The 14009-nt window shown below is 56.8% G+C and carries 14 protein-coding genes; 9 read left to right on the forward strand and 5 right to left on the reverse strand.

Translation table 11 applies throughout. The features are described from left to right. Positions 1–162 precede the first annotated feature (162 nt). The gene (locus tag QK300_RS09345) at positions 163–597 is read right to left on the reverse strand and encodes a tetratricopeptide repeat protein (RefSeq protein ID WP_281301426.1); all 435 of its coding nucleotides are present in this window, start codon (positions 595–597) and stop codon (positions 163–165) included. A gap of 153 nt (positions 598–750) precedes the next feature. Further along, complete coding sequence (locus tag QK300_RS09350; RefSeq protein WP_281301427.1) at positions 751–1794, reverse strand: GGDEF domain-containing protein; 1044 nt, start codon at positions 1792–1794, stop codon at positions 751–753. Between the two features lie 226 nt (positions 1795–2020). Between QK300_RS09350 and QK300_RS09355 the strand changes: the two genes are divergently transcribed. The 4 genes from QK300_RS09355 to QK300_RS09370 all read left to right on the forward strand — a co-directional run bounded on the left by QK300_RS09355 (position 2021) and on the right by QK300_RS09370 (position 6725). Next, positions 2021–2980, forward strand: coding sequence for a homoserine kinase (locus QK300_RS09355; RefSeq protein ID WP_281301428.1), 960 nt, complete (start codon positions 2021–2023; stop codon positions 2978–2980). Further along, the gene (thrC, locus tag QK300_RS09360) at positions 2980–4356 is read left to right on the forward strand and encodes a threonine synthase (RefSeq protein ID WP_281301429.1); all 1377 of its coding nucleotides are present in this window, start codon (positions 2980–2982) and stop codon (positions 4354–4356) included. Before QK300_RS09355 ends, thrC begins: the two co-directional genes overlap by 1 nt. A 138-nt stretch (positions 4357–4494) precedes the next feature. Further along, complete coding sequence (locus QK300_RS09365) at positions 4495–5424, forward strand: nitronate monooxygenase family protein (protein ID WP_281301430.1); 930 nt, start codon at positions 4495–4497, stop codon at positions 5422–5424. Positions 5425–5567: 143 nt separating this feature from the next. Next, a complete protein-coding gene (locus QK300_RS09370) occupies positions 5568–6725 on the forward strand; it encodes a PA0069 family radical SAM protein (RefSeq protein WP_348651865.1) in 1158 nt (385 codons plus the stop codon). A 78-nt stretch (positions 6726–6803) separates the two neighbouring features. Here QK300_RS09370 and QK300_RS09375 read toward each other — a convergent pair whose 3' ends face one another. Both QK300_RS09375 and QK300_RS09380 read right to left on the reverse strand, forming a co-directional pair. Next, a complete protein-coding gene (locus QK300_RS09375) occupies positions 6804–7310 on the reverse strand; it encodes a YbjN domain-containing protein (protein ID WP_281301432.1) in 507 nt (168 codons plus the stop codon). A gap of 287 nt (positions 7311–7597) precedes the next feature. Next, positions 7598–7987, reverse strand: a complete 390-nt coding sequence (locus QK300_RS09380; RefSeq protein WP_281301433.1) for an accessory factor UbiK family protein — start codon at positions 7985–7987, stop codon at positions 7598–7600. A gap of 222 nt (positions 7988–8209) precedes the next feature. On the opposite strand from QK300_RS09380, the gene lgt reads away from it, so the two are divergent. The 5 genes from lgt to QK300_RS09405 all read left to right on the forward strand — a co-directional run bounded on the left by lgt (position 8210) and on the right by QK300_RS09405 (position 12970). Beyond that, positions 8210–9184, forward strand: coding sequence for a prolipoprotein diacylglyceryl transferase (lgt, locus tag QK300_RS09385; RefSeq protein ID WP_281301434.1), 975 nt, complete (start codon positions 8210–8212; stop codon positions 9182–9184). Further along, positions 9181–10299, forward strand: a complete 1119-nt coding sequence (locus tag QK300_RS09390) for an SAM-dependent methyltransferase (RefSeq protein ID WP_281301435.1) — start codon at positions 9181–9183, stop codon at positions 10297–10299. The genes lgt and QK300_RS09390 overlap by 4 nt, the downstream gene beginning before the upstream one ends. A 76-nt stretch (positions 10300–10375) precedes the next feature. Further along, positions 10376–11152, forward strand: a complete 777-nt coding sequence (locus QK300_RS09395) for a polyphenol oxidase family protein (RefSeq protein WP_281302301.1) — start codon at positions 10376–10378, stop codon at positions 11150–11152. A gap of 219 nt (positions 11153–11371) precedes the next feature. Further along, positions 11372–12304 carry a ribose-phosphate pyrophosphokinase gene (locus QK300_RS09400; RefSeq protein WP_042083191.1) on the forward strand — a complete coding sequence of 311 codons (933 nt, stop codon included), beginning with the start codon at positions 11372–11374 and terminating at the stop codon, positions 12302–12304. A gap of 219 nt (positions 12305–12523) precedes the next feature. Next, positions 12524–12970: a fasciclin domain-containing protein gene (locus tag QK300_RS09405; RefSeq protein ID WP_348651866.1), complete on the forward strand. Its 447-nt coding sequence runs from the start codon at positions 12524–12526 to the stop codon at positions 12968–12970. A 111-nt stretch (positions 12971–13081) separates the two neighbouring features. Here QK300_RS09405 and QK300_RS09410 read toward each other — a convergent pair whose 3' ends face one another. Next, a complete protein-coding gene (locus tag QK300_RS09410; protein ID WP_281301438.1) occupies positions 13082–13990 on the reverse strand; it encodes a hypothetical protein in 909 nt (302 codons plus the stop codon). Positions 13991–14009: the final 19 nt, after the last annotated feature.

The raw sequence follows: 14009 nt of genomic DNA on the forward strand, positions 1-14009 counted from the left end.
CATGCGAAAAATCATCGTCATCGCTAACGCAAAAATCAGAGATATGAAACTCCAACAACAGAGTTGATGACGAAAGATAAATAGCCCGGGGTGACGATTGAGGGGCCCCGGATGCAACGGCAGATATCAGGGCCGTGTAATGGTTAGAGGTGGATCAGAGCCTCATTTCGGCTCATTGCTCTCGCGGTCGATCGAAGCCAGCGCCTTGCCCGCGATATCTTTCACCGATTGGCCATAGCCGGAAGCCAGCCCAGCGCGGGGATTTTGTTCCAGTTCAAGCACCCGCCGATAAAGGGCTGCGGCTTCTTCCATGCGGCCGGTTTTTTGCAGAACCAGCGCCAGATTAATCAGTCGGTAAGGGTCGTTTTCATCATAGGCTTCGGCGTTGCGCAGGCGCTGTTCTGCCTGATCGAAATCACCAAGCAAAATATCCTTCATGGCATAATGATCGGCAGTCGCGGGCTTGATAAGCGCCGCATTGCGCGAGGCATGATAATCCGGGGCATCCGATACCGTTGCGCAGGCCGCCAAAGAGGCCATCGACAGCCCTAAGATGACAGACCGTGCAAGGGGCCCGGAGATTTTTGTTGTACGCATTTTATCTCTCCCGCAAATATTCGTTACGGGAAAATGATAACTTCATGACAGCTATATGACAAATTCTTTATTTATTCGCAATTGTTTAGAGCCTGAACGTATAAAAACAAGAACTTGAAATTGAACAAATAGACAGCTTGATTGATATCAGGCTTAGCCGAATTGTTGTAATTGCGAATCCAGGGCCATTTCGATTCGATTTCGGCCATCGCGTTTGGCCCGATAAAGGGCTTCATCGGCCCGTTGAATGAAATCATCCAACCGTTCGCCATGGATGAAGCTCGCCACGCCGAAAGAGGCGGTGATTTTGCCATAGCTTTCCGATGTCAGGCGGTTTTTAAGGGCGCTTGAGGAAATGGATTGGCGAATATGTTCCGCCACAGTCATAGCGCTTTCGGTTGAGGTTTGGGGGAGGATGGCGATGAATTCCTCGCCGCCATAGCGCACGGGCAGGTCTTTGCCTTTCAGGGTCAGCTTCAATTTCGCGGCAACGATCTTGAGAACTTCATCGCCGATTTTATGGCCATAGCGATCATTGAATTCTTTGAAATGATCGATATCCATCATGATGAGAGACAAAGTCTCGCCGCTTTCCGCCGCATCCATGGCGCTTGCTTTCAAGACATTGAGGAACTCACGCCGATTGGCAAGCCCCGTCAGAGGATCGGTGGTGGCGTCCTTGCGCATCTGAACCAGCGACGAGCGTAATTCAGTGATTTCACAGCCCGTGACGCTGAGGTTTTTTTCAAGGCTGCTGCTGATTTCAGTGATCGCCCGCGCTTCTTTCAACAGGCCCAAAGCCAGCCTTTTGATTTCATCACCACTGGCCAGATTGCCAGCTTCCGTTGACAGGCTGGCCACGCGCTTGCCAAATTTCTGGCTGCCCGCTTTGGTATCCTGCACATGGGTGAGAATCGTTTTGGCGATGGTCTCTAGGCGTTCGGTGGCTTCATGAACTTCCCGACTGCCGCGCCCCGAGCCAAAATACTGTTCCGCGATCTCGGCATTGCGGTCTTCGTTAAAATCGCAGCTATTGCTGATCAGCACATCGATGGCCGTTTTCAGGCTTTGATTGCGGCCCGTGGCATAGCTATACCAGATCTGGTAATTTTGCGGTGTAGGCGGAATTTTATGCTGTTTCATCAGCGCATGGGCGCTTTGTGCGAATTCCTCTGCCTGATCCAACCCGTCGTACATACTGACCGCCCTGAAATCATTCCTAGCCTTCTTATGCCAGAGACCCGTTAAGGAAAAATTGTAAGAGCAGGCAATTCAAAGGATATTATGTTTGATTTTTTTGCATTTCCGCGCGCATAAATTCTAATCATTGATCAGTTTTTATCCCTGCTTTCATCTCTGGCCTTGCGGCAAGGCATAATTTTATGTCCATTATGCCGCCCAAAGAGTCTATATCCGGGCACCTATGGCCGTATTTACCACAGTTTCCGAAAGCGACCTTGCGCACTTCCTTGCCGATTATGATCTGGGCGAGGCGGTGACGCTGACGCCTATTGCCGAAGGTGTGGAAAATACCAATTACAAGCTTTTGACCAGCACCGGCCTTTATGTGCTGACCTTGTTCGAGCGGCGCACCCCTGCGGATGCCCTGCCTTATGTGGTGGATCTGATGTTGCAGCTCGATGCCCGTGCGGTGCCGGTGCCCCGGCCCATTGCCGATCGCGAAGGCCGTGCGCTCAAATCCCTGTGCCAGCGTCCGGCTTTGATCGTCAGTTTTCTGGAAGGCAAATCCCTGCTCGATCCCGGCGTCGATGCCTGCCGCGAGGCGGGGGGCGGGCTGGCTCGGCTGCATCATGGGGCCGAGGGCTATGGCGGCTTTCGCCCTAATCCCTATGGGCTTTCAAGCTGGGGGCCATTGGCTGAAAGCTGCGAACAGGCGGCGGATCGGGCGGCTAAAAGGCGGCTGCCATCCATCTTGCGCGCCCTTGATCGGCTCACCGATAGTTGGCCCTATCATCTGCCCATGGGATCGTGTCATACGGATTTTTTCCCCGATAATGTTTTTTTCAGCAATGGCCGGTTCAGCGGGGTGATCGATTTCTATTTTTCCTGCGATGAATTGCGCGCCTATGATCTGGCGGTGGCCTTGGCCTCATGGTGCTTTGATGCGCAAAATCGCTTTGTGCCGCGCCGCGCCGAAGCGATGATCGCGGGCTATAGCGCAAAGCGTGGCCTTTCGGCGGATGAGCGGGTGGCCCTGCCTCTCTTATGTCTAGGCGCTTCGGTGCGCTTTACCCTCACGCGGCTTTATGATCGCCTGCATCCACAAAATGATGCGCTGGTGAAGGAAAAAGACCCCGAGGAATTTGCCACCCGCATGGATCTTTTCTACGACATGACAACAGCCGGAAAAGGGCTTTTCTGATGCGCTATACCAGCACCCGGGCGGATTTGGATATTGATTTTGCAACGGTGGTGGCCAGTGGCCTAGCGCCCGGCGGCGGGCTTTATCTGCCCCAAATCTGGCCCCATATCGATCAAGCCGAGCTGGAGCGGCTAGGGGCGGGCAGCTATGCCCAAGCCTTGGCTTTTGTGGGGGGGCTGTTTGATGGCGGCGCGCTTTCCGCCGCAGCCTGGGCAGATATCGCCCGCAAAGCTCTCGCCGGATTTCGCCATTCCGCCATTGCCCCCCTCAATCAGCTTGGCGCCCATCATTGGCTTTTGGAGCTGTTTCACGGCCCCACATTATCCTTCAAGGATTATGGCCTTCAGCCCCTGTCGCAATTGCTGGCGGCTTTATCGGCGCATAAGGCGCGCAAGCTGTTTATTCTGGGGGCCACATCGGGGGATACAGGCTCGGCGGCGATTGCCGCCTTCCGGGGGCAGCCGGGGGCGCGGATCGTGATCCTGCATCCCCATGGCCGGGTATCAGAGGTGCAAAGGCGGCAGATGACAACGGTGGATGATGCCAATGTGCTCAATCTGGCGGTGGAAGGCAGCTTTGATGATTGCCAGCGCTTTGCCAAGGCGCTTTTGGCCGAGCGGGCCGAACGTCCTGATGAGGCGGTGTTGTCGGTCAATTCCATCAATTGGGGGCGGCTTTTATTCCAAACCGCCTATTATGTGTTTATCGGCGCGCAGATGGCGCGGGCGGGCAGGCCCTTTGCCGTGGCGGTGCCAAGCGGCAATTTCGGCAATGCTCTATCGGCCTTGATTGCTGCGAAAATGGGGGTGCCGATCCGTCATCTGATCGTGGCCACCAATGCCAATGATGCCTTGAGCCGGATTTTCACCGAAGGCAAAACAACCCGTGGGCCGGTGCGCCAAACCCTGAGCCCGGCGATGGATATTCAAATTCCCAGCAATCTCGAACGCCTGTTATTCCTGCTCAATGGCTGCGATGCCGTAAAAACTGCCGCGCAAATGGCGGATATGGTGGAAAGCGGGCATCTTGCCTTGCCGCAAAACTGGGCCGATGATCTGCCCTTCAGCCTTGAAGCCCATGCGGTGGATGACGCTGAAATTCTGCAAACCATCCGCGAAACCTTTGCCAGAACCGACCGGATCATCGATCCCCATACGGCGGTAGCGGTGGCGGCGGCCCATCGCGCAAAAGGGGCGGCGGGCTGCGAAGTTCTGTCGGTTTCCACCGCCCATCCGGCAAAATTTCCCGATGCGGTGGAGCAGGCCCTTGGTTTCGCGCCGCCCGTGCCCGAGCCTTTGGCCCGGGTTTATGATGCGCCGGAACGCTTTGATATCGTGTCCTCAAGCCTTGATGCCGTGCGCGCCGCCATCGGCTGAGGGCTCGGAATGGCGAAAAAACGGCCTCGAATGGCGCGTGATGGAGCTTGACCTCCCTGAAACGAGGCGATGACAGCCCGATTTTTTCCCGGCACAGTGGGTAAAGCCTATCAGACTGTGCAACAGGAGACCTGCCCCATGACCATGCCCGCTGCCCTTAAGGGGCGCTTGCGCCTGCCGGTGATCGCCGCGCCGATGTTTCTCGTTTCCGGCCCGGAATTGGTGATTGCCTGCTGCAATGCCGGGGTGATCGGCACTTTTCCCAGCCTCAATGCCCGGCCCATCGAACAGCTCGATGGCTGGCTTCAGGATATGGAAAAGCGCCGAAACCCTGATGCCGCGCCTTTCGGGGTCAATCTTATCGTTCATCGATCCAATAGCCGTTTGGCCGAAGATACAGCCCTTGTGGTGGCGCATCAGGTGCCCATCGTGATTACATCGGTGGGGCATCCGGGCGATATTGTGGCCCAGGTTCATGCTTATGGCGGGCTGGTTTTTCATGATGTGATCAATATGCGCCATGCGCAAAAGGCCATCGAAGCCGGGGTGGATGGCATCATCGCCGTGTGCGCCGGGGCCGGCGGCCATGCCGGGCAGCTTAGCCCCTTTGCTTTCATCCCCAAGCTACGCGAACAGTTTGATGGGGCGATCATTCTGGCGGGCAGCATGTCCGATGGAAAAGGGGTGCGGGCCGCGGAAATTCTGGGCGCGGATTTTGCCTATCTGGGGACGCGCTTCATTGCCACCCGCGAAAGCATGGCCGATCAGGCCTATAAAGAAATGATCGTGCAATCGGATATCAGCGATATCGTCTATACCGATCAGGTGTCTGGGATCATGGGCAATTTTCTGGCCCCCAGCCTTGTGGCGGCCGGGGTTGATCCCACCCCGGGGGCGGTCGCTAAATCGGTGGATATGGATTTATCCATGCGCGAAACCGGCGAGAAGAAAAAAGGCAAGGCCTGGAAATCGATCTGGAGCGCGGGCCAGGGCGTGGGCGGTATCAGCGATTGCCCATCGGTTCAGGAGCTTGTGGACAGATTGGCGGCAGATTATGAAAACGCCTGATAAAATGTTCTTGATATGTTCCTTTCCGCCCCTTATCATCAAGCATTATGCAGGATTGGCCGCCCATAGATGAAGACCCTTTCCCATCGGCAGCTTATGCGGATGCGGATGGGGGCGATGATGAACGCTTTGCCACCGGCCCCATGGGTTCCATCAGCCCTATGGGTTCTGCCAATCCTGTGCGGGCGCCCCTGCGGCGGGGCCGGGGGGCGGTTTCCAATGCATCGGGGCGGCACGAGCCATTATCGCGTCAGGCCGTTGAGGATGGCTGGGCCGAGGATGAGGCGGATCTGGCCCCCCTTGCCACCCATATCACTTTGGAAAAAGCGCGCAGGATCATCACCAAAAACAGCTCGCCCGATATTCCTTTTGATCGGTCGATCAATCCCTATCGGGGGTGCGAACATGGCTGCATCTATTGCTATGCCCGGCCCAGCCACGCCAATATGGGGCTGTCGCCGGGGCTGGATTTTGAAACCCGGCTGTTTGCAAAGCCCGATGCGGCCAATCTTTTAAGGGCAGAGCTTGCCCATCCCCGCTATCGCTGCGCTCCGATAGCCATTGGCACCAATACCGATCCCTATCAGCCGATCGAGCGTGATCAAAAGCTCATGCGGTCGATTCTCATCGTGCTGGATGAAACATCCCATCCGGTGACCATCGTCACCAAATCGGCCCTGATTTTGCGGGATCTGGAACTTTTATCATCTTTGGCCCAGCGCAATCTGGTGAAAGTCGCGCTGTCTGTCACCACCCTTGATCATCGGCTGGCCCGCCGGATGGAGCCACGCGCCAGCACGCCCGGTCGCCGCATCGGGGCGATGAAGGCGCTGGCCGAAGCCGGAGTGCCGGTGGGGGTGATGGTGGCCCCGGTAATCCCGGCCCTGACTGATCATGAAGGCGAGAAAATCCTCGCCGCCGCCTATGCAGCCGGGGCCCGCGAGGCAGGCTGGGTGATGCTGCGGCTTCCCCATGAAATCAAGGATCTGTTTGAAGAATGGCTGCATGAGGAACGCCCGGATCGGGCATCGCGCATCCTGAAGCTGGTGCGTGATATGCGCGGCGGGCGGCTGAATGATGCACGCTTTGGCCATCGGATGCGTGGCGAAGGGGCCTATGCCGAGATGATCACCGCCCGGCTGCGGCTGGCCATCGCCAAAATCGGCTATAATCGCGCGATCAAAAAGCTTGATTGCAGCCTGTTTACCCCGCCACCCAAAGCCAATGCCAAGGGGGACCGGGGCTCAAACGCGGGAGATGCAGGCGACAGGCGGCAATATTCGCTTTTTGGCGATTGTTAGGACCAGCTTTCGCCTTACGGATCAGGCTTCGCCTTACGGACCAGCTTTCGCCTTACGGTTCAGGCTTCGTCTTAAGGTTCAGGCTTCGCCCATGGTTTCCAGCATGGCGGCATCAAGGGCTTCACGCGGGGTTTTACCGGCCCAGACCACAAATTGAAAAACCGGATAAAAGCGTTCGCATTCGCTCAGGGCGGTTTCCACCATCACGGCCAGATGATGGCCGGATAGGCCGCAGCCTTCTTCATCGGCGATGGTGGCGTGGCGATACATCAAAAGCCCTTCATCGCACCACATTTCAAAATGCCCCAGCCACAGCCGCTCATTGATCAGGCCCAATGTTTCATAAACGGCGGCGCGCTTGGCTTCGGGAACCCGGCCATCAAAAACACAGGCAACCTGCAAAACACGTTCTTCTTCGCGCCAGAAAAAACGGAGCTGATATTCGCAATAGCCGCCGGTTACCGCAGCGGTCAGTTCATCATCTTGTCGATCATAAATCCAATCATTGGCATTGGCCAAATCTTCAACCAGATCAAGGGGATTGGATTCTGTGGCGATGCTGTCGTCGGCAATGAGCGTTGTCATGCGCTGTCACTCCTTTGGCTGCTTCCCTGTAGAAGCCACCGGGGCTATGCAGGCCACCGGCTGGTCTCGTCAAGACAGTCTTGTCGATCTTGCCAAAACACCAACATCTGCCAGGCCACTGGTTTTTGGCCAATGATCTGGCCGCTCTGTGACATTTGACACGAGAGCAATGGTGCCAGCTTGCCAGGCACTGTGCAAGGGAACTCTGGGGAAGCCGCCTCAATATCTTGTGGATAACTGCAAGATCTGGTTAAATTTTCGTTACAACTTACCAGACCTAGTATCATTCAATCGGTTTTGGGGTCTGTTGATCGAGTGCCCGTTGCTTTATTGGCGCTTGTTTTGCCTGAAGCCGGTTTGCCTTGAACGGGCTTATCGGCGGCCTTGCGGGCGCTGGGGGTCGGCTTTTTGGGGCCACTTTCGTCCGTCATTTCAGCCAGCCGGTCTTCAAGGGCCTTGAGCCTGTCGTTCAGGCGATCATTTTCCGCCCGGGCTTTGGCCGCCATTTCCTTCACCGCGTCGAATTCTTCGCGGGTCACAAGGTCAAGCTCGCCCAATCGACGATCAAGAAATGCGCGCACGGCGCCTTCCGCTTCGGAGCGAACGGATGTCAGCGCCCCCGCGGCCCCGGTGGCAAGCTTTGCCAGATCATCGAAAAATCGGTTATCGGTCTGCATGGTGTTTCAGTCTTTCAAGCGTTTAGAATCATCCTCCGAATATGGGGGGATAGCCGGCTTTTTGCAAAGACTGTTTTTTCGCCCGCCTGACAGCTTTGGTTCTCCGGCGATCCCTGCCGGCTTTCTGCAAAGCGTGTCCCCATCAAACTTGACTTCACGCTTGTGGCGCGGATGATGTGCCCCCACGAAGGGGCCGAGATAAACGGAAGGGCACAGGCGACCATGCTGGAATTTATTGATATGGGGCTGCAGCCCATGGCCAGTGGGCCTGCCTTTTTGCTGGCCAATGGGGTGCTGGCTTATCCCCAGATCGATCCTGTTCTGGTCAGCATTTTCGGATTTCCCATCCGCTGGTATTCCCTTGCCTATCTGGTCGGCCTTTTGGGGGGCTGGCTTTGGGTGCGCAAGGTTGCCGTGGCTTTGGCCGTGCCGATCACCCGCCGCCAGATCGATGATTTTCTGACATGGGCCACCTTGGGGGTGATTCTGGGTGGTCGTCTGGGCTATGTGCTGTTTTACAAACCCGCCGTTTATCTTGATAATCCCATGGCTATTCTACGCCTTTGGGATGGCGGCATGTCCTTTCATGGCGGGCTTTTGGGGGTGACGCTGGCGATCATCTTTTATGCCCGGGCGCAAAAGCTGCCCTTGCTGGGTTTTGCCGATATGATTGCTGCCGCCGTGCCCATCGGCCTGCTTTTCGGGCGGCTGGCCAATTTCATCAATAGCGAATTATGGGGCCGCCCCAGCACGGTGCCCTGGGCGATGATTTTCCCCACCGATCCCGTGCAGGTGCCGCGCCATCCCAGCCAGCTTTATGAAGCCTTGCTCGAAGGGCTGATCCTTTTCATTGTGTTGAACGCCCTCATATATTGGACGCATAAAGCGCGAAAACTGCCGGGGCTGATCGTGGGTTTGTTTTTCATCGGCTATGGTCTGGCACGCTATCTGGTGGAATTTGCCCGCCAGCCCGATCAGCATCTGGGGCTGTTTGCCGATTTCATCTCGATGGGCCAGATTCTCAGCCTGCCGATGATTTTTTTCGGCCTCTGGGTGATCTGGAGCGCCGCCACGGGTCATTTCCCCCGCTGGCTCGATCCCATTTCTGCGGCCCAATCGCGCAAGAGTGCCCAAATGCGTGGGGCCGGGCAGGCCTCAGAGCGTTCGGCATCTAAAAATGAGCGGGGGCAGCGGTGAGCACGCCCCTTGCCCGGCTTTTACACGAGAGGATCGCATCCGATGGCCCCATGACCGTGCATCGCTATATGAGCGAAGCGCTGATGCATCCCGATCATGGCTATTATCGCAAGAATGATCCTTTGGGGGGCGCGGGCGATTTCATTACGGCCCCGGAAATATCCCAAATTTTTGGGGAGTTGATTGGCCTTTGGTTGGCGGATCGCTGGGAAGCCATGGGCCAGCCACGGCGGGTGCGGCTGGTTGAACTGGGCCCCGGTCGGGGCACCCTTATGGCCGATGCCCTGCGCGCGCTCTCTGTCGTCCCCGGCTTGAAAGAAGCGGTGACGGTGCATTTCGTGGAAGCCAATGAAGCCCTGATCAAGGCGCAAGCCCAGCGATTGGGGCGCATGGGGATCGCCAAGCCGCAGTGGCATGATCATTTCGATGATGTGCCCGATGGCCCGGTTCTGTTGATTGCCAATGAATTTTTCGATGCCTTGCCGGTCCATCAACTGGTGAAAACAGAAAATGGCTGGGCTGAACGGGCCATCACCAGCGATGGCCAGACTTTTTCCTTTTGTTTGTATCCTGCTGATCAGGATCAGATCGATCTGGTCGATCTGGTGCCTGAAGCCCTGCGGTCTGCCCCCATTGGCAGCATCGTGGAAATCTGCCCGGCGGGATTGGCTGTGTGCGAGGATATCAGCCGCCGGATTCTGGCTTTTGATGGGGCGGCCCTGATCATCGATTATGGCCATTGTGTTTCCGGAGTGGGGGAAACCCTGCAGGCCGTGCGCCGCCATCAAAGGGTGGATATTTTCCACCGCCCCGGGCAAACCGATCTCACCGCCCATGTGGATTTCCAGCAATTGGCGATCACCGCCAGACATCATGGCGCGGCGGTGGCGGGGCCGATCACCCAAGGGGATTTTCTCAAGGCTTTGGGTATCGATGTGCGGGCGGCCCTTTTGTGCTCACGCGCCGGAGACAAGCAGCAAAAAGAGATCAAGGCGGCGGTGCGGCGCTTGACGGCCCCCGATTTGATGGGCGATCTTTTCAAGGTGATGGCCATTGTGCCTCTACGGCGTCTTCTTCCCGGATTTAGAAGGGCAGCCCATAGTGACACCGAATGAACCCACGTCCTCGGCAAGGGGTCCGTCTCTTCAGTCGGATGCGCCTCACCCCATTCCGTCCGCATTACTGGGGCAGATGCCGGGGGTGGTTCATGGATTTTTCAGCCGGTCGGGCGGTGTTTCAACCGGCCTTTATTCCAGCCTCAATGCCGGGCGCGGTTCATCGGATAAGGCGGCTGCGGTGGCGGAAAATCGCCGCCGGATCGAAGGCGCCATGGGCGGTTTGACGCTGCTCACCCCCTATCAGATTCACAGCAATCTGGCCCGCCCGATCCGGGGGATCAAAGCCTTTCCAGAAGATCGGGGCGAGGGGGGCGATGCTTTATATGATGCGGATGATCCGCCACGCTGCGATGCCTTGATCAGCGATCAGCCCGGCCTGCTTTTAGGCATTGTGACCGCCGATTGCGCCCCGGTTTTATTGGCCGATCCCAAAGCCGGGGTGGTGGCAGCCTGCCATGCGGGCTGGCGCGGTGCGGCATCCGGGGTGATCGAGGCCACGATTGAGGTGATGATCGCTTATGGCGCGCGGCCCGATCAGATGAGCGCAGCCATCGGCCCGATGATTGCGCAGGCTTCCTATGAGGTGGGGGCCGAGGTGCGGCAGGCTTTTTGCGATCAGGACCCCGCTTTTGCCGATTTCTTCATTGGGGGTGGGCGGCCAGAAGCCTTTCAATGCGATCTGGAGGGGATCGTGGCGGCCCTTCTGGCCCGTGCCGGGGTGAGGGCGGTTGATCCCCTGGGCCTTGATACCTATCGCCTTGCGGATCGGTTTTATAGTTTTCGCCGGGCCACCCACCTTGATGAGCCCGATTATGGCCGTCAGCTTTCGGTGATTGGGTTAAAGCCATGAAGTTGGGCCCCCGCTTTGGGGCATTCCATGGGCTGTTTTCTTATGAGGCGGTCTTTCCTGAGGATGGTCTGTTTACAGCAGGGGCAGCGCTTGCTAAGAGCGCTGCAAGATTGTCGCAGAACGGTTGGGTGACCTGACCGCCGGGTTTGTGATGGGCATGGCCAGCCATGGCCGCAGCCGATGCGGTGATGGACGCAAAAGATGCATACGGAGCAGAGTATGAAAATCCTGACCGGTAATTCCAATCCGCCACTGGCCGAAGCCATTGCCGCCTATCTCAATATTCCCCTTACCAAAGCCAGCGTAAAGCGCTTTTCCGATCAGGAAATTTTCGTGGAAATCCATGAAAATGTGCGCGGTGAGGATGTTTTCGTGGCGCAATCCACCAGTTTTCCGGCCAATGATCATCTGATGGAATTGCTGGTGTGTATCGATGCTTTAAAGCGGGCTTCGGCTCGGCGAATCACCGCTGTTCTGCCCTATTATGGCTATGCCCGCCAGGATCGCAAACCGGGGCCGCGCACGCCGATTTCAGCCAAGCTGGTGGCCGATCTGATCACCACGGCAGGTGCGGATCGGGTTTTGACCATGGATCTTCATGCAGGTCAGATTCAGGGCTTTTTCGATATTCCCACGGATAATCTTTATGCCCTGCCGGTTTTGGGCCGCGATCTGCGCGATCATTACAGCCAGGATGATCTGATGATCGTATCGCCCGATGTGGGCGGCGTGGTGCGGGCCCGGGCTTATGCCAAGCGGGTGGGCGCACCTTTGGCCATTGTTGATAAGCGCCGGGAGCAGGCCGGGGTTTCAGAAGTGATGAACATCATCGGCGATGTGAATGGCAAGGTGTGTGTGCTGGTTGATGATATCGTCGATTCGGCGGGCACCTTGTGCAATGCCGCCGATGCCCTGATGCAGGCGGGGGCAAAAGCGGTTTCGGCCTATGTCAGCCATGGTGTTTTATCGGGCGGGGCGGTGGCGCGCATCGGGGCTTCATCTCTGAAGGAACTGGTGATCACCGATTCGATCCTGGCCACCGAAGCGGTGCGCCTGTCCACGAAGGTGCGGCGCATCACCATTGCGCCCCTGATTGCCGAAGCGATGAACCGCATCAGCCATGAAACATCGGTTTCAAGCTTGTTTGATTGATTTTATCTCTATCATTTTTTGGGTCTGATTTTCGGTGCCTTTTTCAAATCCTCACCAAAACATGCCTTATTTTGCCATAATCAAAACCGCCATCCTTAATGATGCGTAAAGATCGACAGTGCCTGCTGAATGATCAGCGCACAGACAAGCTTTATCAGCGCATAGGAGGCGAAGACGATGAAATTTCGTTTGGTTCTGTCTGCCCTTTTGGCCCTCTTCATGGTGGCCCCGGTGGCTGCCGATGATCATAAATCCGGGAAAACGATTGTTGAAATTGCTGCAAGCAATGACGATTTTTCAACGCTTGTCGCAGCCGTGAAGGCGGCGGGCCTGGCGGAAACCTTGTCGGGCAAAGGGCCCTTTACGGTTTTTGCCCCCACCAATGCCGCTTTTGCCGCATTGCCTGCGGGCACGGTTGAAGATCTTTTGAAGCCGGAAAACAAGCAAAAGCTTGTTGCTATCCTCACCTATCATGTGGTGTCGGGCAAGGTGATGTCGGCAGATCTGGCCGGGAAAACGATTGACGCCAAAACGGTTGAGGGTGGCACCCTTGCCATCGATGCCACATCAGGGGTTTCGGTCAATGATGCAACGGTGACAACAGCCGATATCGCCGCCTCGAATGGCGTTATTCATGTGATCGATCAGGTCCTTTTGCCCAATTAAGCCAGGCCTTTTGATCCATATTCAACGGAAAGAAAGAGCGGTCACATGATCAGGGGCCGCTCTTTTTTATGTTGATGCGCCCTTATTTTGAGGGGTTCGCATTGATCCGGTTTATCGCAAGCCCGATGCCAAGAGCGAGACCCGTCCTGCTTTGGCCAGTAAAAGCCCCGGATCAAGGGCTTCGTCGGCGGGCTTCAGGCCTTCGGGATAGGCCGAGGATAAAAGCGTCAGGGTTTCATCAAGGGCATCGCGAAAACGGGGATCAAGTTGCTCGCGGATCAAATCGGCGCGCCTTTGGGCGGCTTTCAGATAGCCATAACCATCAAGCCAGGCATCCTTATTATCCCCGGCAGCCACAAGGCGATATTGCAAAGCAGCGCGATCCACCATATCGGCAATTACCGCCGCTTCGATGGCGGCGGTGGCGTGGTTGGCTCGGGGGGCTTTTTTCGCTGCGGCATCAGTGGCGGCCAGCACCGTTTTAACCGCCGCTTCCACCTTTTCGGTGGGTTCACCGGCGAAAGCCAGATCACCAGCCTTGAACATGGCCTCAACGAAGGGATCGACCCCTTGGGCTTTGAAGGCCGCTTCCAGATCATAATAAACTTCTGAAATGGGGTGAACGAACATTTCCGCCCCGGCCTGATGATCATCAGCGCGATAAGCGGCCAGACCGGCCAGATAATGCGCCCTGATCACATCGAGAGCGGTGAGATAGACCACCGGATCATGCTGAGCGGCAACAGGATCGACCCCGCTTTCACCCCCTTCGCCGCCGCTTTCACCCCCTTCGCCGCCTTCGCCGCCCTGTTGGATCACGCTGGCATAAGCCGTTCTGGTCAGATCGTCTCCGCGTGGGTTATGAGCGCGCTCTTCAGCGTCTTGGTTGGCGGCCGCGGATAGCCCCGGCTCTGATAGAGGTTTATCGGCCATGGCCAAGGCCCCTGTCGCAAGGCCCGGGGTGATCAGCGCGGCTGCGCCAAGGCTTGTCCAAAGTCTGCGACGACGCCATTGTGTCATTGTCTTATCCTGAATCTAG

It is taken from the genome of Iodidimonas sp. MBR-22, assembly GCF_029946565.1.
Taxonomy (GTDB): domain Bacteria; phylum Pseudomonadota; class Alphaproteobacteria; order Sphingomonadales; family Rhodothalassiaceae; genus Iodidimonas; species Iodidimonas nitroreducens.